Source organism: Methylobacterium sp. E-065 (assembly GCF_022829605.1).
GTDB lineage: Bacteria > Pseudomonadota > Alphaproteobacteria > Rhizobiales > Beijerinckiaceae > Methylobacterium.
In genome coordinates this window covers 1-19,174 of the sequence record NZ_JAKSYD010000178.1, presented here as the reverse complement: position 1 = coordinate 19,174, position 19,174 = coordinate 1, and the positions used below count along the sequence as shown (strand labels likewise).

17 protein-coding genes are annotated in these 19,174 nt (G+C 69.3%); 1 reads left to right on the top strand and 16 read right to left on the bottom strand.

Translation table 11 applies throughout. The features are described 5' to 3' along the window. Positions 1–322 precede the first annotated feature (322 nt). The 3 genes from MKK84_RS22435 to MKK84_RS22425 form a co-directional block, all read right to left on the bottom strand. Complete coding sequence (locus tag MKK84_RS22435; RefSeq protein WP_243923835.1) at positions 323–1,345, bottom strand: chemotaxis protein CheB; 1,023 nt, start codon at positions 1,343–1,345, stop codon at positions 323–325. Between the two features lie 102 nt (positions 1,346–1,447). Further along, positions 1,448–2,164 carry an HWE histidine kinase domain-containing protein gene (locus MKK84_RS22430; protein ID WP_243923832.1) on the bottom strand — a complete coding sequence of 239 codons (717 nt, stop codon included), beginning with the start codon at positions 2,162–2,164 and terminating at the stop codon, positions 1,448–1,450. Positions 2,165–2,227: 63 nt separating this feature from the next. After that, positions 2,228–2,968 carry a Crp/Fnr family transcriptional regulator gene (locus tag MKK84_RS22425; protein ID WP_243923831.1) on the bottom strand — a complete coding sequence of 247 codons (741 nt, stop codon included), beginning with the start codon at positions 2,966–2,968 and terminating at the stop codon, positions 2,228–2,230. 415 nt (positions 2,969–3,383) lie between these two features. Here MKK84_RS22425 and MKK84_RS22420 point away from each other — a divergent pair, with 415 nt between their 5' ends. After that, the gene (locus MKK84_RS22420) at positions 3,384–4,223 is read left to right on the top strand and encodes a glycosyltransferase family A protein (protein WP_243923829.1); all 840 of its coding nucleotides are present in this window, start codon (positions 3,384–3,386) and stop codon (positions 4,221–4,223) included. On the opposite strand, the gene MKK84_RS22415 is transcribed toward MKK84_RS22420, so the two are convergent. The 13 genes from MKK84_RS22415 to MKK84_RS22355 all read right to left on the bottom strand — a co-directional run bounded on the left by MKK84_RS22415 (position 4,213) and on the right by MKK84_RS22355 (position 18,848). Continuing rightward, complete coding sequence (locus MKK84_RS22415) at positions 4,213–5,955, bottom strand: hypothetical protein (RefSeq protein WP_243923828.1); 1,743 nt, start codon at positions 5,953–5,955, stop codon at positions 4,213–4,215. The two genes, MKK84_RS22420 and MKK84_RS22415, sit on opposite strands and share 11 nt — an antisense overlap. 78 nt (positions 5,956–6,033) lie before the next feature. Further along, positions 6,034–6,960: a beta-xylosidase gene (locus MKK84_RS22410; RefSeq protein ID WP_243923826.1), complete on the bottom strand. Its 927-nt coding sequence runs from the start codon at positions 6,958–6,960 to the stop codon at positions 6,034–6,036. Continuing rightward, positions 6,957–7,745 carry a TIGR04290 family methyltransferase gene (locus tag MKK84_RS22405; RefSeq protein WP_243923824.1) on the bottom strand — a complete coding sequence of 263 codons (789 nt, stop codon included), beginning with the start codon at positions 7,743–7,745 and terminating at the stop codon, positions 6,957–6,959. The genes MKK84_RS22410 and MKK84_RS22405 overlap by 4 nt, the downstream gene beginning before the upstream one ends. Next, positions 7,742–8,332, bottom strand: a complete 591-nt coding sequence (locus MKK84_RS22400) for a histidine phosphatase family protein (protein ID WP_243923822.1) — start codon at positions 8,330–8,332, stop codon at positions 7,742–7,744. The genes MKK84_RS22405 and MKK84_RS22400 overlap by 4 nt, the downstream gene beginning before the upstream one ends. A gap of 262 nt (positions 8,333–8,594) precedes the next feature. After that, entirely contained in the window at positions 8,595–9,677 is a 1,083-nt protein-coding gene (locus tag MKK84_RS22395) for an inositol-3-phosphate synthase (protein WP_243923820.1), read from the bottom strand. Positions 9,678–9,704: 27 nt separating this feature from the next. Then, positions 9,705–10,712 carry a UDP-glucuronic acid decarboxylase family protein gene (locus tag MKK84_RS22390; RefSeq protein ID WP_243923837.1) on the bottom strand — a complete coding sequence of 336 codons (1,008 nt, stop codon included), beginning with the start codon at positions 10,710–10,712 and terminating at the stop codon, positions 9,705–9,707. Positions 10,713–10,727: 15 nt separating this feature from the next. After that, positions 10,728–11,837, bottom strand: a complete 1,110-nt coding sequence (locus MKK84_RS22385) for a glycosyltransferase (protein WP_243923818.1) — start codon at positions 11,835–11,837, stop codon at positions 10,728–10,730. Continuing rightward, positions 11,834–12,937, bottom strand: a complete 1,104-nt coding sequence (locus tag MKK84_RS22380) for a glycosyltransferase (RefSeq protein ID WP_243923816.1) — start codon at positions 12,935–12,937, stop codon at positions 11,834–11,836. Before MKK84_RS22380 ends, MKK84_RS22385 begins: the two co-directional genes overlap by 4 nt. Next, positions 12,934–14,259, bottom strand: coding sequence for a glycosyltransferase (locus tag MKK84_RS22375; RefSeq protein WP_243923814.1), 1,326 nt, complete (start codon positions 14,257–14,259; stop codon positions 12,934–12,936). The genes MKK84_RS22380 and MKK84_RS22375 overlap by 4 nt, the downstream gene beginning before the upstream one ends. Beyond that, positions 14,256–15,389 carry a glycosyltransferase family 4 protein gene (locus MKK84_RS22370; protein ID WP_243923812.1) on the bottom strand — a complete coding sequence of 378 codons (1,134 nt, stop codon included), beginning with the start codon at positions 15,387–15,389 and terminating at the stop codon, positions 14,256–14,258. Before MKK84_RS22370 ends, MKK84_RS22375 begins: the two co-directional genes overlap by 4 nt. Then, on the bottom strand, positions 15,374–16,681 hold the full coding sequence (locus MKK84_RS22365; RefSeq protein ID WP_243923810.1) for a TIGR04295 family B12-binding domain-containing radical SAM protein: 1,308 nt from the start codon (positions 16,679–16,681) through the stop codon (positions 15,374–15,376). Before MKK84_RS22365 ends, MKK84_RS22370 begins: the two co-directional genes overlap by 16 nt. Continuing rightward, entirely contained in the window at positions 16,678–17,739 is a 1,062-nt protein-coding gene (locus MKK84_RS22360) for an SDR family NAD(P)-dependent oxidoreductase (protein WP_243923808.1), read from the bottom strand. The genes MKK84_RS22365 and MKK84_RS22360 overlap by 4 nt, the downstream gene beginning before the upstream one ends. Beyond that, positions 17,736–18,848 (bottom strand): NAD-dependent epimerase/dehydratase family protein, encoded by a 1,113-nt coding sequence (locus tag MKK84_RS22355; protein ID WP_243923802.1) that lies wholly within the window; start codon positions 18,846–18,848, stop codon positions 17,736–17,738. The genes MKK84_RS22360 and MKK84_RS22355 overlap by 4 nt, the downstream gene beginning before the upstream one ends. Positions 18,849–19,174: the final 326 nt, after the last annotated feature.

Below are 19,174 nucleotides of genomic sequence, written 5' to 3'. Positions count from 1 at the left end.
CTTTGCGACCGTCTCCACGACCAACATCCCGCGCAAGCCTCCCGTTCGAGCCGGAAGGCATTGTGGATGACTTGTCCTGGGGGTCCCGTTTGGACGCCGATCACCCCGAGAACGGGGTCCTTATTCCACGCCTAATCACAGGCCGAAGCGCTCAGAGCAATGAAGGCGCTCGTCCGCGACGGGGTCACTTCGACTTGAGGCATGCTGGGTCGCCGTGATGCGAAGCGCTGCGGGGGTGGTGATGCCGCTCCGAGCGCCTCCTGTAGGAAGTAACAGGCCAGCGTACCACGGCGATGCTGCAGGGTGACCGGGGAGCTATACCCTAATCGTCCTGCGCGCCTTCGCTTCCAGACGGTTCGGGCTCGGGGAAGGAGAGCAGGACCGCCCGGCGGATCGTCTCCGCGTAGTCCCGGTATTCGGCCGCGCGCTCGTCATACATGTCCGCGACCGCGGGACGTCCGGAGTTCCGCCCATCCCGCGCCATGCGGGCCACGAGTTCGGCGCGCTCCTCGATGATGCGGAGCGCGACACGCAACGCCTCGTCGACGGCGTTCTCCTGTTGCTTTGCAACCACCTCGGCCGTGAAGGCATGGCCGACTTGGCAACGATAACGCATTGGCTTGGCATTGCGGATCGTGGACAGGACGCCGCTGCAGTGTGGGCAGGTGAGCGGCGCGGGATCGGCGAGTTGGCGTAGCACGGCGCTGTCGATGCGCTCACCGGCGGCGATATCCACCTCCAGGCGGATCTCGGACGGCACCGGCAGGCGCGGCCCCGCCTGTTCCCGCACGAGTTCCGACAGGATGTCGCCGAGGCGCGCGCTCGGCACGGCGAGGTCGACGGTCACGGCGGCCATCCCGCGGAGCGGCATCTCGTCCGCGATCGCGTCCGCCGGATCTTGCACGATCGCCATGCCGCCGCAGCGCTTGATCGCCTCCAACCCGGCAGCACCATCGTTGAGCAGGCCGCTGAGCAACACGCCGATGACACGCGAGCCGTAAGCCGTGGCGGCCGAGCGGAATAGCGGGTCGATCGACGGACGGGCCATGTTCTCGCGGGGACCACGGCCGAGCCGCATCTGACCGTCACGGACGATCAGGTGATGGTCGGGCACGCCGAGGTAGATGTTGCCCGGCGAGATCGCCATGCCATCGCGTGCGGCGTGGACCGGCAGGTGCGCGGCCGCGGCTGTGACGGTCGCGAGCAGCCCGAGACTGCGGGCCGGGATGTGCACGACGACGAACACCGCGGCCGCAAGGTCTGCGGGCAGCGCACTGAGGATCGTCTTGAGCGGCGCGGTCGAACCGGACGAACCGCCGATGACGATGATATCGCGGTTCGTCATCGACATTCTCCGTAGGGCGACAGACGTCTCAACCGCAGCGGTGCCTCTAGGAACCGACGGCGTGAGAACAGGATCATGAAGAGCGAGCCAACCCGGGCAGCTCTAGTCGTCATCATTGCCCGCGCCGTGCGCCGCCTCCGTATCGACGCGGTATCCGATCCAGGCCGCCAACGGGATGAGCATGGCGCAGCGCAGCCCGTCCGGCTCGTAAGTGAGGACAGACCGCGCTTCGAGCTCGTAGGCCAACATGTCCTTCAGGACCGCAGTGCCGAAGCCGCGATGCACCGGCTCCTTCACTCCGGTTCCGGCCGGTTCCTCCCACGTCAGCGCAAGAACCGGCGCGGGACCGCCCGGCTCGACCCGCCATGACACCGTCACCCGCCCTTGCGGGAGCGCCAGGGATCCGTGTTCGATCCCGTTGCTGGTCAGCTCGTGCAGCGCCAGCGCCAGGATCATCGCAGCCTTGGGCCGGAGCCGCACACGCGGGCCGGCGATCTCAGCCTGCTCGCCCTCGCGCACGAGGTGGACCATCAGCTCGTCCGAGATGAGGCTGTGCAGGTCCGCCTCGCCAAACATATCCGTCTTGGACTGCACCCGCGTCAGGGCGTTCAGGCGGCCGTCGAGGTGTGCGGCGTAGGCTTCGACATCGTCGGCACTCTCAGCCGAGCGGCGGACGATCGCACGCAGCATCGCCATGGTGTTGCGCACGCCGTGGCGCAGACTGTCGGGCATCCCCGCCTCGTCGAGGAGTCGGCGCAGACGCGCGTTATCGGCCCGCAAGGCGGCAAGCTCGTCAGCCCTGTCGAGGGGCTCTGTCATGCCGGACCTCTGCAGATGCCATCAAACACGAAACCATGAGGGAGGTGCACGGTTCGCGATCCCTCATGGTCGCCACCGATCGGAACGATCTGCGTCCACCGTGAGGTGGAGGTAGGTGGGATCGAAGTGCGCGAGCGCGGCCAGGGCCGCCGGATCGTTGATCGTCAGGCGCCGGCTACGCAGGGTGATCAGCCCCAGGCTGCGCATCTCCTGCAGCGTGCGGTTGATGTGCACGCTGGTTTGGCCCATCGCGTCGCCGAGGTCGCTCTGGGTGAGCGGCAACGCGCAGGCATTTCCGTCCGTCAGCCCGATGGTCGACAGACGCGCGTGCAGCTCGCAGAACAAGTGGGCGAGGCGCTCGATGCCGGTGCGGCTGCCGAGGCTTACCGTCCACTCGCGCTGGACGGCGGCGGTGGCCAGCGCCTCGCGATGGAAGGCGAGGTCGAGGGTCGAGCTACGCGCGGTTATGGCCTGAAGGCTGGCCCCGGGGATCTGACCGAGGGAGACTGGCGTGATCGCGCCGATGGCATGGTCCATCTGATCCAGCAGAAAGACGTGCGGGTCGCACGGATCACCCGGAAGGAGAAACGCGACGATCTGGCGGCGTCCATCGCGAAGCTGCCGGTAGCGGCAAGCCCAGCCGTCCAAGATGACGTTGACGGCGCGCCGGTCGTCACCCTCCTCGATGATGTCGGTGCGCGCGGCGATCGGGCGTCCTGGCGCGAGCGCCTCCTCAAGCCAGACTTGATCGGCATCCGAGAGACGAACGTAGCGCTGCAGCTTGCGCACGAGCGGGTTCGGCAAGGCTGCTCCTCCGCATAGGCGAGGACGCTTACCTACGTCAAAAACGGTACTGTCTTACTCACTCAGGTTATAGTTTGACGCAAAAACCAGTTTCTCCGGCAGAAATGCGCAAAGGAGGCAGTTTATTCGAGATTGCACGGTGGAATAAACGCACGGTCCTCAAGCTAACGTTCGCATCACCAGCTTCGGGCCGATAGCATGTGTGGACGCCACGGCCGCTTCGATGCCTCTCCGTCCGAAATTGAGCCAGCAGAAAGTCACATCGAGCCGCAGTTGCCGTCCGGCTACCCATGTCCGCTTCCATGCGGTAGCCTCGCGACTGGCCCGGTCGAAAACACCGTTTCGGTCAAGCGCAGGCAGGCGCGTCTGCCCTGCACTTGCCAATCCGTGTCGCCGCAAAATGCTACGATGAGCCATGATGCGCGAGCTACTCCCCTTTACGTTCGGGATCGCGTTGGTTCCGAGGGCGCTCGCTCGCAATTGGACCCTTGTCGAGACTTTGCTGAATCTTACGCTCGAGTCGGTGCGCGCGCAGACGGATGCAAAGTTCCGCGTCATCATCGCTGGCCACGATCGACCCCGAACGAACATGGACGGCGACCCACGCCTGAGCTTCCTGCCAGCCGATTGGCCCGTGCAGGAGACCGGCCCCAACAATGACGACAGCGGTCGGAAGAAGCACGCCATCAACGACTACGTCCTGGCACAGGGTGGGGGCCTGTTCATGCTCGTCGATGCCGATGACTGGGTCGATCGCGATACCGTGGCTGCAGCATGCGCCTGCATTGGACCGGAACACGTCGGTGGCTTGATCCAGGCCGGGGCGATCCTGGATTTTCAGAGCCAGCGAATGGCGGCACTGCCACATCCGGGCATCTTTCCCGGCGCGTTCCATCGGCTCTGCGGCACGAGCACCGTGGCGTTGCTGCGTCCCGATGAGGCGGACCCAGGCCGCCGCGATCCGTTCAGCATCTTGCGCTCGCACCATCAATGGCTCGAAGTCGCCCAGGAGCATGGCTTGCGGCTCGCCAACCTCCCGATTTCAGCGAGCTATCTCATCAACACATCCGAGAACCATTCGGACCTTCATGGACCCCACCTCGCCTGGCGCCGCACCCTGACGGCGGCAGTCAATGAGCAGGGCCGGGTCCTGGATGATACCCTCGCGGCACCCTATGGCCTCAGCGCCGCGTCCGTTCGTGCCGCAGCCGCACCCTTCTTCCCCTCCGATCCAAGCGCCTGCCTCATAACCTGAGCACGTCCTGCACCTGCTCAGCGTAGCGCTCGACCGAGCTTCGCAGACGGCGATGCTCATCGAGATCGTGCGCCGCGTCGGCCGCCATCGAGGCAGCACCGAGCTGAAATGCGAGATAGCAGGGTGTCAGGAAGGCAAGAAGCTCGCGGTCAACAGGACGACCCGCTTCGCGGGACACCACGTCCGTGAGGCGAGCTTGCCCGGCGTCGGAGAGGGGCAACTCCACGCGGGCACCGACGATATCCCAGGCAATGTCCTGACAGCCGACGAGATCGTGGGCTGCATGGTGATCAAGGGCATCGCACTTGAGAAGGCGACCGTCCTGCCGCAGCAGGAATTCCCAAGGCTGCATCCGGCCATCGATCTCGGTGGGATGCGACCGTTCGGCGAGCGCCGCGAGGCGCTTGGCGGTCCAGCGATCGAGCCTCCCGGCCCAGTCGGTCCCGAGGGCTTCACCCACGTTGTGGCGCGCCATCGCGAGGAGATCGCCGAGGCTTGCACCACGATCCGGCTCGCACGCGAAGCAGCGCGCCCGGAATCCGAGATAGCGTCCGATCTGATCGACGCCTGCATCCGGCGCGACGCGGGCGAGATCGAGCGGTTGAGCGTCTTCCATCCAGCGTTCGACGATGAAACCGTGGCGGTAGCCCGCGACCGGCGGCGTGAACCCATGGGCGTTCAGAGCTCGAGCCCGGGCCAGCTTCGTGCGGCCGGGCAGCCCGAGGCCGGCGAACTTGATGAGCCAAGCGCCGCCGCCAGCGCTCAGGCGGAACTTGCGCTTCTCCTGCTGCACGTTGACCGGCGGCCATGCATTCGTGCCTCGCCCCTGCAGCGCTCGCCAGCCTCCGCCCGATATCTCAACCGGCGGCGACTCGACCGGACCGACGAGATCCGCAACCCAGCTTGTGAGCCCGCCGCCGGCTTGAACGACATCCTCGAACGGCACGACGTGGCGCCGCATGCGGAGCCACCGTGCCCGATGCCTTTCTTCCGCTTGCGCGCCGGGTGCGCCAGGATGGCTCGGGAACAGGGCGATCCGATCTTCCGCGACGCCACACGCGCACAACCGATCGATGACCGCGCCGAAGGAGCTTCCAGAAAGACCTGGTCCCTCGTCGACTATCGCGAAACGATTCTGATCGGGACCGGGACGGCCTCGTAAGCGCGTGAGATCGCTCGATACGCTTCGCCGGAATGGGTGACCGGAGGGACGCACAGTGAGCAAGCGGTCCGATCCCAATGCGGATGCCACCATCGCTCCGAGCGGAACGCCGATGCTCCGGATCCCAATCACATCCGTGTCCGGCCCCAAGCCGGAGCGCGCAGCCGCGATCGCGTAGCTTTCTGGGTAGAGCGCATAGAAGGCGAAGCCTTCAGCCCAGCGCGTCGTGATACGATCCGGCAGCCTCATCGCGGCGAGGGGTGTCAAATCAGGGATGTCGGGTCCTCGTTCGAAGCCCGTCCGCCACGAGGCCGAAACCGTTCGCGCCAGCCGCATCAAGTAGCTGATCGCTGCATCCTGCGTACTCGAAGCCACGTCGTGACCGTGTTCGCTGAACGGCGCGTCCAAAATCCCTTGGATCAGCTCCCCGGCTTCGATGAAGGCCGCGACGAGCGTACTGTGACGACTGATACCGGGCGGCTCATCCAACATCTCCCGCATCAGCACGGCAATGTTATCGAGTTTGTGGTTAGGATCACCCGTCCAGCTAGACTTACCGTAGACGAGCATACCTGCCGCTCAACGGGTTTGGAGTCCCGCGGGGCTCCGGGACGGAACGCCGACCGCCGAGCGTTTGCTGCCGTACCTTCACACGGTGACCCTGTCGGGCGGCACGGTTCCGGCGGAGGCGGGGGCGTAGCGGTGGACCATGGCGGCGCAGAACTCTGCGAACTCGGCGCGGACCAGCGGTGCACTGGTGTGGTGGGGTGAGATCCCCCGGTGCTCCGGCGTGAAGCAAAAGGTGACGGTGACGTCGAAATCCTGCAGCGCCGCCATCTGCCGGTCGAACCAGTCCAGCGCCCCGGGGCGGAAGCTGTCGGCCCAGGACAAGCCGGTGCGCAGGTAACGGACGCCGAGCCGCTTCATCCACGCCACGGCCTCCTCCAGGCGGTGGTCCTCGAAGTGGAACCACTGGCAGAGACCGATCTCGGGGGTGTGGCGCGCGAAGCTCTCCAGGGCGATCTTCGGGCTGCCGTCCTGGCGCAGCAGGCCCATGTGGAAGTGGCGGTAGTAGGAGGAGCCCTCGGCCTCCTTGTGGCGGGTGGTGGCCTCCCATTCCCGCGGCAGGTCGTAGAGGCTGTACCAGTGGACGCGCGGGGCCCGGCCCGAGAGCAGCTCCAGGGTCCGGCGCAGGCCCCAATCCTGGACCTCCTCGGCTCCGAAGGTCGAGACGCCGACCTCCGAGACCCAGACCGGCAGGTCGGTGACCGCGCGGATCTCGTCGAGCTTGGCCGGCCAGTCGTGGACCGACCACAGGTTCCAGTCGAGGGGGAAGCCGTGCACGGCCACCGCGTCGACGGCGTCGAGGACCCCGCGGGCTTCCATCTTGCGGATGAAGACCGGGTCGATCGGCGAGATGCCGCCGAGCACGCGGGTCAGGTGCGAGTTCGCATGTCGGACCGCGTGGGCCGCCTCCTTGGCCATTTCGGCGAAGAGCAGCCAGTCGGGATCGATCTCTGGGTCCCAATGCGACTTGTTGTTTGGCTCGTTCCAAAGCATCACCGAGTCGATCATCGCGTGCCCCCGCACTGTTCGGATATCGACCGTGCCGGATAGACGGCCCCCGGTCCGTAGGGCACCGGCGCGGTGCGGCAAAGATAGACTTCGGCCTCGGGCTGGGCTTCGATCGCGAATCCGCTCGCCCGCAGCATCGCCTCGATGCCGGCCTGGTTGGGGATCCACCAGTTGGTCCAGTCATGCGCGTAGGCGCGCTCGACGAAGTGCATCCGCGGGTAACCGGGCCGCTCGAACTGGTCCATGTCCCAGAAGTCGTAATCCTCGGCCACCGGCTCCACCGCCCGGCTGCCGCGCAGCATCGACTGGAAGACCAAGAGGTCGCCGGCCACGTGCTCGCGGATCAGGTCGAGGGCGAGCAGCGGGTGGCGCAGGTGGTAGAGCACCCCCATGAACAGCACGATGTCGAAGCGCTCGCCTAGTGATCCGAGATCATAGACGGAGAGATTTCGAAACTCGATGTCGTATCCGAAGTGGGCCGCGGCGAAGCGGGCCTGGGCGAGGTAGCGCTCGTCGGAATCGAGCCCAAGCACCCGGGCGGCACCGCGCCGCTTCATTTCGAGGGCGTAGAAGCCGCCGTTGCAGCCGATGTCGAGGATGCTCCGGCCGGTGAGGTCGGCAGGAATGGCGTCGGCGAAGCGGCGCCACTTCACCCGCGGATAATCGCCGAGGAAATGGTCCGGGGCGGTCCAGATCCCGTGACCGAGGTCGATGTTGTGGAACCAGGGGCCGAGGGCGTCGGCCTGGCGGCGCAGATCGGACCGCGTCATGTCGGAGGCCGTCATGGGACGATCCGTTCGTTGAGCGAAACGACCCGTCCGCCGCCGGGCCAGAGGGCGAGTTCGCTGCAGGAGGCGGGATCGACGACGATCCGGTCGTAGGCGTCGAGCCCGAGTCCGAGAATCGTCAGGAGCGCGGCCCGGATCACGTCGCCGTGGCTCACCAGGATGACGGGGGCTCCGTCGTGCACGTAACGCTCGAGGACCCGCAGGATGCGCGCCTGTGCCTCCGCCATGCTCTCGCCCCCCGGCGGTCGGGCCGTGGCGCGGTCGGTGTTCCAGGCGGTCCAGAGGGGATCGTCCGCCAGCGCGTCGAAGGTCCGGCCGGTCCAGCCGCCGAAGGCGATTTCGTCGAGGTCGGGCTCGGTCTCGACCATGAGTCCGAGGGCGGCGGCAATCGGGGCAGCGGTCTCTGCCACGCGCTCCCGCGGGCTCGCCAACAGGGTGCCGGCGCCGGTTCCGGTGAGGCGGCGGGTGAGGGCGTCCGCCTCGGCGCGGCCGGTCTCGCTCAGGGAGACGCCAGGCATGCGCCCGCACAGGATCCTGCCGAGCCGGTCATGGCTGCCGTGACGCACGAGGAAGACCTGCCTCATGCGGCGACACGGCAAGCGGGAGGCCGCGTGCGCATCCCCTCGCCCCGCACGCGGGGAGAGGGCTTCCCGCCCTCTTGTCGGGGCCGGAAGCGAGGCGGCAGCTGAAGGTGAGGGGGCCGTTCAGGACGAGACTCGTCCGGAATCGCCCCCTCACCGCCGCTTCGGCTTTGCCTCCGCTTCCCGCAGGCACGACAAGGTGCCTGCGGGCCTCGCCCCGCACACGGGGAGAGGGGGGTGCTACGGTGCCCGGGCGACACACCCATCACACCCCCCCGCCCGCCACGAAGCGCAGGGTCCGCTCCCGTGCCTCCGCGTCGGTGAACTGCCGGGGCGGGGACTTCATGAAGTAGCTCGACGGCCCCTCCAGGGGGCCCCCGATCCCCCGGTCCAGGGCGAGGCGGGCGCAGCGCACCGCGTCGATCACGATCCCGGCCGAGTTGGGCGAATCCCACACTTCGAGCTTCAACTCGATGCTGAGCGGCGCGCCGCCGAACGCCGTGCCCTCCAGCCGGATATGGGCCCATTTCCGATCGGTCAGCCACGGAACGTGGTCGCTTGGGCCGACATGCACGTCGCCGGGGGCGAGCGGCGCGTCGAGCTGGCTCGTCACCGCCCGGGTCTTCGAGAGTTTTTTGGACTCCAGCCGCTCGCGCTCCAGCATGTTCAGGAAGTCGGCATTGCCGCCGAAGTTGAGCTGGTAGGTCCGGTCGAGCCGCACCCCGCGCTCGCGCATCAGGTTGGCGAGCACCCGGTGCACGATGGTTGCGCCGACCTGGCTCTTGATGTCGTCGCCGATGATCGGCAGCCCCTTCGCGGCGAAGCGCTCCGCCCAGTCCGGGTTCGACGCGATGAAGACCGGGATGCAGTTCACGAAGGCGCAGCCGGCCTGGAGCGCGCAGGCGGCGTAGAACTCGGTCGCGCCTTGAGAGCCCACCGGCAGGTAGGAGACCAGAACCTGCGTGCCGGCGTGCCGCAATTCCGCCGCCACGTCCGCCACCGGCTCGGGCGATTCCGCGACGACGCCCTCGAGGTAGCGGCCGATCCCGTCGAGCGTCGGACCGCGCCGGACCGTGACGCCGGTCTCCGGCACCGCGGCGAAGCGCAGTGTGTTGTTGGGCTCGGCCAGGATCGCGTCGGCGAGGTCGCGCCCGACCTTGGCGGCGCTCACGTCGAAGGCGGCCACCACCACGACATCCCCGACCCCGTAGCCGCCGAGATCCGGCGACATCAGGCCTGGCACAGCATCCCCGGGGGCGGCGTCGCGGTAATGGTGGAGCCCCTGCACGAAGGACGACGCGCAGTTGCCGATCCCGACGAGGCCGACGCGGATGGGCGAGTGGGCCATCAGCGCCTCGGCCGTACGGGGCGTGGATCAGCCGGCGACAACGGCGTGCTCCTCGATAGCCGGCCGCGCCTGGCGCGGGGTGATCTCGCGGGAGAACCACGCGATCGTCGCCTCCAGTCCCGCCTCCAGCGGCACCCTGGGCGACCAGCCCAGGAGGGTCTGGGCCCGGGTGATGTCGGGCCGGCGCCGCTGGGGATCGTCCACCGGCAGCGGCCGGCGCACGATCCGCGACGGCGTCCCGGTCATCCGCACGACGAGGTCGACCAAGGCGCCGACGGTCAACTCCCGGGGGTTGCCGAGGTTGACCGGCCCGTCGAGGGGTGTCTCGGCCTCCATCAGCCGGAGGAGGCCGTCCACGAGGTCGCTGACGTAGCAGAACGAGCGGGTCTGTTCGCCGTTGCCGTAGACCGTGATGTCGTCGCCCGCGAGCGCTTGACAGATGACGTTGGAGACGACGCGACCGTCATCGGCCCGCATCCGGGGGCCGTAGGTGTTGAAGATCCGGGCGACGCGGATATCGAGGCCGTGCCGGCGCTCGAAATCGAAGGTCAGGGTCTCGGCGGAGCGCTTACCCTCGTCGTAGCAGGCCCGCGGCCCGGTGGGATTGACGTTGCCCCAGTAGGATTCCGCCTGCGGGTGCCGCTCCGGGTCGCCGTAGACCTCGCTGGTCGAGGCCTGGAGGAAGCGCGCGCCCCCGTCGCGGGCGAGTTCCAGAAGCCGGCCGGTTCCCACTACGCTGGTCATCATCGTGTGGACCGGATCGGCCTGATAGTGCGGCGGCGAGGCTGCGCAGGCCAGGTTGAACACCCGGTCGACGCGGGGCAGCGCCGGCAGCGGCTCGGTCACGTCCGCTTCCACGAAATCGAAGCGCGGCTCGCGCGCGAGATGGGCGAGGTTCGCCTGCCGGCCGGTCAGCAGGCTGTCGACACACGTCACGCGGGCCCCGTCGCCGATGAGCGCGTCGATCAGATGCGAGCCGATGAAGCCAGCACCGCCGGCGACGAGGACTCGGAGACCGCTCCTAGTTCCCACCATCATTCTCCCGACTGCCTATCGACCGATGAGCACCCGTTCGGGCGCGGTTGCGGATGCGCGCGCCTGACCGAGGTGATGTTCGAGTTCCGCGGCGCGGGCGGCCGCCGTGTGCCGCGCGAGGATTGCCGCGCGCGCGGCAGCGCCCAGGCGCCGCCGCTCCGCCTCGGATGGCCCGCGTAAAATGGCGAGCACGTCCTCCGGCCCCTCCGGAAGCAGGATCTCGCGCTCGGGCACGAGCAGGGTGTCGAGCCCGTCCCAGCGATCGGAGAGAACCGGCGTGCCGCAGGCGCCCGCCTCGAACAAACGCACGCTCGGGCTCCAGCCGGCCCGGACCATGTCGGCGCGGGTGACGTTCAGGGTGTAGCGGCTCGCCGCGTAGAAATCGGGGTGCTGATCCGGCGGCAGGTGCTCGATCCGCTCAACGTTGGCGGGCCAGTCGATGCCGTTTGGGTATTGCGGCCCGGCCACCGCGAAGCGGAGGTCGGGTGCGCGGCGGGCTGGCTCGATCAGCAGGCGTTCCAGTGTGGGCTGCCGGTCGGGGCTGTAGGTCCCGAGATAGCTGAGATCGTAGCGCACCGGGCGGTCGAGGGCTGGATAGGCGTCCGGGTCGACCGAGCAGTAGAGCGCCCTGGCCGCAGGCGCGCCGTACTCCAGCTCCAGGCGCCGCAAGGTCGGCCCGCCGGTGAAGGACAGATAGAGGTCGTAATCGGCGATCTGCTCACCCGCGAGGTACGCGCAGCTTCCCGTCTCCAGGGCCGCCAGGGTGACCGGCGTGTCGATATCGTAGAAGGCGGTGACGCCCCGCGCCCAGTCGCGCACGCGCGCGCCAACCGCGATGCCCTCGGGCACGTAGGAGCCGACGATGACGGCGTCCGCCGTCGCGATCGCGGCGCGGTGGTGTTCGAGCCCGTCGAGATCGGCGTAGAGGGCGAGGTCGCAGAAGTCCGGATCGGGCAAGTCGCGGTGCTGGGCGTACCAAGACACGTCGCGCTCCAGGAACAGCACGTCGTGGCCGCGGGCCGCAAAGGCCTTCAGCAGTGCCCGGTAGGTCGTCGCGTGGCCGTTCCCCCAGGAGGAGGACAGGCTGAGCCCCAGGACGACGAGGCGGAGCGGCGCGGCACTCACGCGACGCTCCGCTGGTTCGCGTCCGCCTTGCGGGCCGCCTCCGCCCGCAGGATCGCGTCGACCTCCACGGCGCGGCGCGCATAGGTGTGCTCGGCCACGATGCGGCTTCGGGCAGCCTCGCCGATGGAACGGGCGCGCTCCGGGGTGAGGGATGCGACGTGATCGGCGACATCGCGCCCGTCGCGGGCGACCAGCACCTCGGTACCTTCGTCGAGGAACAGGCCCAGGCCCTCCCAGGCGTCGGTGATCAGGCAGGCCCCGGCGCCGGCCGCCTCGAACACCCGGGTGGCGGGGGAGAATCCCACCGCCGCCATGCTGTCGCGGGCAATGTTCAGGACGGCGAGCGGCGTCGTATTGAAGGCGTTGTGCTCGCGCGTGTAGACGTGGCCGAGATGCCGAACGTTGACCGGCAGGCCGCGGCTCTCCCAGCCATTGCCGCCGATCAGGAAGCGCCGCTCCGGCAGGCGCGCCGCCGCCGCCAGGAAGAACTTTTCGACCCGCGCCTCGCGATCCGGCAGGCGGTTGCCCAGGAAGGCGAGATCGGCGGCAAAGCGCGGCTCCGGCGGGACCGGGAAATGGGTGTCCGGGTCCAGCGCGTTGTAGATTGGGATGCAGGCGCGGGCGCCGAAGCCCTCGTAGGCCGAGACCACCGGCGGGCCGCCGCCGTAGGTGAGCACGAGGTCGAGATCGGGCAGGGCCCGGCGGAGCGCGTGGTCGGGGTCGGCGCGCATCTCGGCGAGCGTCGCCGGGGCGTCCACGTCCCAGAAGATCCGCAAAGCCTCCGGGCGGGACGCCGCGATGATGCCGTGGAGCAATTCGTCGTCGAACACGCCGACGCCGCTCGCCTTCACCACCACGTCGGCCTGCGCCGCCTCGGCGATGACCGCGCGGGCGGCCTCGATGGTCGCCGGATAGACCGTCACAGCCGCGTATGGCGGGGGCTCGATGTCCCGGTGTTGCTGCCGGTCGAAGGCGTCGGGCTCGTAGAACGTGATCGTGTGGCCGTGCTGCGCCAGAGCGGCGAGCATGCCCCGGTAATAGGTGGCGGCGCCGTTCCAGTAGGAGGACAGCAGGGAGGAACCGTAGAAGGCGATTCTCATGCGGTGGCCTCCAGAGTGGCGGGCGCCCGCAGGCTCTTGGCGATGGTCAGAAGCTCCTCAGCCCGGTGCGCGCAGGTGTGGCGCGCCCGGATGGTGGCAAGGCCGGATTCCGCGAGGGCGTGGCGCAGATCGAAATCGGCCTGGATGGCGCGCAGATGGCCCTCCATCGCGGCGCCGGTGCGGGCCACAAGGTAATCCCGGCCCGGATGGAACAGCCCTTCCGCATCATCCCAGGGCGCGCACACCAGGGGGATGCCGCAGGCCAGCGCCTCGAATACCCGGATCGTCGGGATGCCGGGCAGGCGCTCGACGTAGAAGCGCCGGGGCACGTGGACCGTCGCCAGATGGCGGGCGAACAGGCCCGGCGCGGCGGCGTTCGCCGCCCAGCCGTGATAGCCAGCGCCATAGCGCTTCAGCGTCGCGAGCGCCGCCGCGGGATAGCGTACGCCGTAGACGTCCAGGGGCAGACCAACCTCGGCGGCGGGGCGGAACAGGTAGGTTTCAAGTTCCGCGCTGCGCTCGTCGTCGCCCCAGTTGCCGATCCAGATCAGGCCGGTGCGGGGGCTACCAGGTTCCCGAACCGCTGTAGCGGACGCGACGCGCCCGCTCTCCCGTGCGGGAGAGGGTTGGGGTGAGGGACGAGAACTCTCCGGTAGACGCGCGCCCTGTTGGCGCATCGACGGCGCGCCAAATTCTGCGCCTTCTCGTCCCTCACCCTGTCCCTCTCCCGCACGGGTGAGGGGACCCGCGCTAGATCCGAAGTCGTCGAAATCACGCAGCTCTTCATTCGGCGGCTGGAACAGCCGCGTATCTGCCGCCTCGTGCCAGACGAAGACGCGGCGGCCCCACCCTTGCGCCCGGTAGACGGCCGCCAGGGTCTCGCCAAAGGCCAGCACGCCGTCGTAGCCGGAGAGGTCGAACCGGGCCATCTCCTCCGGGGCGCTCACCGCCCGGTGGTGCGTGTCGTGGAACAGGAGCGTGTAGCGCGCCCCGCAGCGCCGCGCCCGGCCAAGGGCCACCACCAGGGTCGGATCGCTCCATTCGTGGACCAGAACGAGGTCGCAGTCGGACACGCGCTCGACCACCGCGTCGACCGCCGCGTAGCGCGTGGAGGCGAGGTCCGGATAGGCCGCCCGGTAGGCGTCGAGCCCGGCCTCACCGTGATCGCGCAGGAGGTTTTCGAGACTCCAGGCCCCATCCGGCTCGTAGGCCACGACGGCGTGGCCGCTGGCCATCAGCTCCCGCAGGACGCCGCGCAGGAAATGCGCGTTGCCGTGGTTCCAGCACGAGGCGAGCGAGTGAGTGAAGTAGGCGATCCTCATGCGGCGGCTCCGCCGAGCCGGGCCGGTGCCGCGGCGAGGAGGCCACGCAGAATGTGGAGCACGCCCTCGGTCATCGCGTCGACGCCGTAGCGGGCTGCGCGGTCCGAGGCAGCCTTGCCGGCCGTTTCGCGCCGGGTGGGATCGTCCAGAAGACCCTGCACGGCCTCGGCCGCTTCGGCCTCGTCCTCCGCGTCCACGAAGGCGGCGGCCCCGTCCCAGAGTTCACGAAAACTCGGGATGTCGGAAAGCACCAGGGCGCAGCCAGCGGCGGCGGCCTCCAGCACGGCGAGGCCGAACGGCTCGTAGCGGGCGAGCGAGACGAAGACCGGCCGGCCGGCGAGTTCGTCGGCGATGCCGGAATCGTCGAGCCGCCCGAGCATTTGCAGGTGGCGGGTCTCGACCCGGGCGCCATTCGGCCCCTCGATGGAGCCGGCGGCGCGAATCGGCACCGATAGGCGGCCGGCGAGGCGATCCAGGGCGGCGGCGTTCTTGGCCTGGTCCCAGAGGCGCCCTGCCGTGAAGGCATGGGGCACGGCGGCGCGGGGCGGCAGGCCAGCGAGGCCGCGCCCGTTGCGGACCACCAAAGGCGGCTGCGCGAGTCCGCAGACCCGGGCGGTGGCCAGTGCGTGCGCACGGGTGGGTGCCAGCAGGGCGTCGGCGGCGCGGCAGCCCCGCATGGTGAGATCGTGACGCCACGCGAGATCGGGGGGCAGGGGGCCGTTCTCGACGGCATCCCACCACGTCGCCACGCAGGAATGGCAGACGGCCGCCACCGGCACGGGGAAGTCGGCGAGCGCCAGGGCGGGGCTGTGCAGGTGCACGAGGTCCGCCCCGATGGCGCCCGCCAGCGCGGCGAACACCCGGGCGGCATCCAGCACGGCCTCAGGCGTCTCGGCGGTCCAGTCGAGGGGTAGGCCGGTGGCGATGATGCGCGCGCCGGTCGCCGCCTCGGCCGCCCTGATCCGCGTCTCGGAGGGCCCGGGTCCCAGGATCGCCACGGTCACGGCCAAGCCCCGCCGCACGAGGCCAGCGGCGAGGTCGAGGCTGTAGGGCCAGACGCCGCCGACCGCATCCGCGCTCATCAGGACATGCGGCGCCGAGTTCCGGGACGGGTTCAGCGGCACCCGCATGCGGCCTCCAGCTCGGGCAGCGGCAGGGGACGCTCGTCCTGGATCTCGCTGAACTGCGTGAACTGGCCGAGGTAGTGGGCATGCGCCCGCTCCCAGGCCCGGTCGTCGGGCTCACCCCAGAGACGCCGGTAATCGGGGGAACTCGGATAGGGATAGAGCGGCACGGGGTCATTCGCCCAGACGCCCTGGCCGCGCAGGCGGTCGCGCCACGCGGCGACGAGATCGGGGTCGTCACCCGCGACCGCGATCAGGTTCGCCTGCACGAAGGGCACCGAGCGGCGGGCGTGGATCAGGCGCTCGGCGAGGTCGTCGGTCGAGGCGCGGCAGCGCTTGTCGAGGGCGGCGCGGCCTTCCTCGGTCAGGCTCTCAATGCCGGCCTCGATCGAGACGCAGCCCGCCGCCCCGAGGAGGTCGAGCAGGTCCGGCTTCCACAGATCGATCCGGGTCTGGATCCCGAAGCGCAGATCCCGGGTGGCCAGCGCCTCCAGAAGCGGCTTCTGCGGCAGGAAGATCTCGTCGACGAAGTAGACGTATGTGACGCCCTGCGCGATCAGCCCGTCGATCTCGTCGAGGACGAGGTTCTGGTCCCGCCGCCGATAGGCATCGCGAAAATCGATCTTTGCGCAGAACGAGCAGGTGTAGGGGCAGCCGCGCGAGGCCTCGACCTCAGCGCCCGGGCCGTCCGGCGCGGCGTCGAACCGGTGGTGATGGTGCTGGTGCCGGGCGATCCAGTGATCCGGCCAGCGCAGCGCCGGCAGGTCGGTGAAGCGGCCGGCCTGGGGTGGGCCGGTCACCGCGACCGCCTCGCCGTCGCGGACAGCAAGGCCGGGCACGGCCCGCAGGGTTTCCGGGCGCAGATCGCCGAGGCCGGCGAGGCGGGCCACGACCTCCTCGCACTCGCCGCGCACGACGATATCGCAGCCGAGTTTTTCCAGGACAGGCCGCGGCGTCGCGGATCCGTGGGGGCCGACCGCTACGGTCGCTCCACCCCGGCCCGCCAGGGCGTCGAGGACGGCGCGGGGGCTGCGCAGCTCCGGCGGGGCGCAGCGCCAGAACAGGTAAGTCGGCGCCGTCGCCACCACCGTCATGGCCGGCGCGAAGGTGGCCACGCGGTCGGCGGCCACCTCGGCGGTGAGGCCTTCGAGATGGGCGTCGACCAGCAGGGTCTCGTGGCCCGCGGCGGCCAGCAGCGCGGCGGAGTAGCCGAGTTCGAGCGGCAGGTGCGGCGCGCGGCAGCCGAAATAGATGCTGTTGCGGTAGTCCCAGGGCGGGTTGACGAGCGCGACCCTCATGCCGCCGCTCCGGCAATCGGCGCGGCGTCCATCTGCGTCCGCGCGGTGGCGAGCCAGGCGGCAAGGTCGGCGACGCCGTCGCGCCAGTCCAGGAAAGGCGCGAGGCCGAAGGTTTCGACGGCCCGGCGCGTGTCGGAGACGTAGTAGCGCTGGTCCCCCGGCCGCCAGGCCTCAACGCTGCGCGCCACCGGACGCCCCAGCAAAGCGCCGACATGGTCGAGGAGCTGCAGCAGGCTCACCGCGTTGCCGGGCCCGCCGCCGATGTTGAAGGCGCGGCCGGCCGCCGCGTCGATGCGGGCGAGTGCCGCCCGGTACACCGCCACGACGTCGCGCACGTGCAGAATGTCGCGCACCTGCCGGCCGTCGCCGTAGAGCGTGACGGGCTCGCCCGCGAGCGCGCGGATCAGGAAATGGGCGACCCAGCCCTGATCCTCGGTGCCCATCTGGCGGGGGCCGTAGATACAGCTCATCCGCATCACCGCCGCCGGGAGGCCGAAGCTGCGGGCGTAGTCGAGCACGTACTGGTCGGCCGCGCCCTTGGAGCAGCCGTAGGGCGTGTGGAAGTCGAGGGGCCGCGCCTCTCCGATGCCGCGCTGACGGAGCTCCGGATCGGCGGGCAGGTAGGCGTCGCCGATCGCCTCCAGGGCGATGTCGGGCAGGTCGCCATAGACCTTGTTGGTCGACGCGTAGAGCAGAGGCACAGGCCGGGGCAGGGCGCGCAGGGCCTCCAGCAGGTTCACGGTGCCGAGGAGGTTGATCTCCATGTCGGCTCGGGGCGCCACGAGGCTCGTCGTCACCGCGACCTGGGCGGCGAAATGGAACACCGCGCCCGCTTCCGCCACCGCGCGAGCGAGTTCTTCGGCATCGCGGATATCGGCGACGACCGGGGTAATCCGGCTGCCGTGGCGCTGGTGCAGCCACGCGAGATTGGCGGCGACGCCGGGGCGCGACAGGGCATCGTAGACGATCACCGCGTGGCCGTCGGCCGCGAGGCTGTCGGACAGGTTGGCGCCGATGAACCCTGCACCGCCCGTGACGAGGATCGGCCGCCCGCTCACGCGACGAGCCCGCGCGCTTCGAGTTCGCGCCGCGCCTCCGCCACGCGGTCGATGGCCTGCTGCTCGGCCACCCAGGCGGCAAGTTCGGCGAGCCCCTCGGCGAAATTCCGGCGCGGCGCGTAGCCAAGTTCCCGTCGGATCTTCCCGAGATCGGCGATGCAGTGCCGAATGTCGCCGAGCCGCGCTTGGCCGGTCACCTCCGGCTCGATCGCCTCGCGGCCCATGGCGCGGGCAAGCAGCCGGGCGACCTCGCTGACCGTACGATCCTCCCCGCTGCCGACATTGTAGACCTGACCGACGGCGGCTGGATGCTCCAGGGCCAGAGCGAAGGCCTGCGCGACGTCCTCGACGTGGACGAAGTCGCGCCGCTGCTCGCCGTCCTCAAAGATCATCGGTGGCTGGCCGTTGTGGAGGCGCGCCGCGAAGATCGCCAGCACGCCGGTGTAGGGGTTCGAGAGTGCCTGGCCCGGCCCGTAGGCGTTCCACAGGCGGAGCGCGACGCCCTCCATCCCGTAGGCAGGGGCCAGCGTCAGCGTCAGGCGCTCCTGCGTGTACTTGGTCAGCGCGTAGACGGAGGCCAGCGCCAGTCGCTTCGTCTCCGGGGTCGGGATCGGGCGCATGGGCTGACCCTGCGCGTCGAGGGGGTCCCAGGGCTCCCCGGGCCGCCGGGGGCGGCGCATCACCTCCTCGGCGGTGCCGCCATCGACGGTGCGGTAGAGCCCCTCGCCGTAGACGCTCATCGAGGACGCCACCACCACCCGCTTCACCGGGGCCTCGATCAGCTGCTGGAACAGCACGGCCGTGCCACAATCGTTGACCGAGACGTAGCGCTCGACCGCGTACATGCTCTGGCCAACGCCGACCTCGGCGGCGAGGTGCACGACCCGGTCGATGCCGCGCAGGGCCCTCGCGACCGCCGCGCCGTCGCGGACGTCGCCGGCCTGGATTTCGACGTCGGGGGGCAGGATCCCGGCGACGCCTTTGTCGCCGTGGACCTGCTCGATCAGGCTATCGAGCACCCGCACCCGGTAGCCGCGGCGCAGCAATTCGACGGAGAGATGGCGGCCTATAAAACCGGCACCACCGGTAATGAGCACAGATTCCGGCACGAGGTGCGATATTCCCCTGCATGGACCTGGAGCTATGTAGATCGGGAATTCGGTCCGGATGAAACAACTCAGGTTAAATTCAGGATTTGAACGACGAAATTCGGCGCTCTAACTCTAAGTCCACGAGAAACATAGGGTATTTCGCTTCACGGAGCGCAAATCACTGATGCGCGATCCGCCCCACTTAGATGGAGGCATCAGCCTCCTGTCGGCGCACGACCGGCTTCTCTCCGGTGCGCTATGACTTTGACCCTAACCGAACCAATTGGTCCGCGCTTGGTCTGGATCAGTTTGCTGGGTCAAGGTCATGCGGGCGAAGCAGCTTC

What these genes read in the sequence shown, in the direction of transcription:
- MKK84_RS22390 (WP_243923837.1), bottom strand. Translation starts at nt 10,712, where the DNA reads ATGGTGGGAACTAGGAGCGGTCTCCGAGTCCTCGTCGCCGGCGGTGCT.
- MKK84_RS22410 (WP_243923826.1), bottom strand. Translation starts at nt 6,960, where the DNA reads ATGATCGACTCGGTGATGCTTTGGAACGAGCCAAACAACAAGTCGCAT.
- MKK84_RS22365 (WP_243923810.1), bottom strand. Translation starts at nt 16,681, where the DNA reads ATGAGGGTCGCGCTCGTCAACCCGCCCTGGGACTACCGCAACAGCATC.
- MKK84_RS22375 (WP_243923814.1), bottom strand. Translation starts at nt 14,259, where the DNA reads ATGAGGATCGCCTACTTCACTCACTCGCTCGCCTCGTGCTGGAACCAC.
- MKK84_RS22400 (WP_243923822.1), bottom strand. Translation starts at nt 8,332, where the DNA reads ATGAGGCAGGTCTTCCTCGTGCGTCACGGCAGCCATGACCGGCTCGGC.
- MKK84_RS22380 (WP_243923816.1), bottom strand. Translation starts at nt 12,937, where the DNA reads ATGAGAATCGCCTTCTACGGTTCCTCCCTGCTGTCCTCCTACTGGAAC.
- MKK84_RS22420 (WP_243923829.1), top strand. Translation starts at nt 3,384, where the DNA reads ATGATGCGCGAGCTACTCCCCTTTACGTTCGGGATCGCGTTGGTTCCG.
- MKK84_RS22435 (WP_243923835.1), bottom strand. Translation starts at nt 1,345, where the DNA reads ATGACGAACCGCGATATCATCGTCATCGGCGGTTCGTCCGGTTCGACC.
- MKK84_RS22395 (WP_243923820.1), bottom strand. Translation starts at nt 9,677, where the DNA reads ATGGCCCACTCGCCCATCCGCGTCGGCCTCGTCGGGATCGGCAACTGC.
- MKK84_RS22415 (WP_243923828.1), bottom strand. Translation starts at nt 5,955, where the DNA reads ATGCTCGTCTACGGTAAGTCTAGCTGGACGGGTGATCCTAACCACAAA.
- MKK84_RS22430 (WP_243923832.1), bottom strand. Translation starts at nt 2,164, where the DNA reads ATGACAGAGCCCCTCGACAGGGCTGACGAGCTTGCCGCCTTGCGGGCC.
- MKK84_RS22370 (WP_243923812.1), bottom strand. Translation starts at nt 15,389, where the DNA reads ATGCGGGTGCCGCTGAACCCGTCCCGGAACTCGGCGCCGCATGTCCTG.
- MKK84_RS22405 (WP_243923824.1), bottom strand. Translation starts at nt 7,745, where the DNA reads ATGACGGCCTCCGACATGACGCGGTCCGATCTGCGCCGCCAGGCCGAC.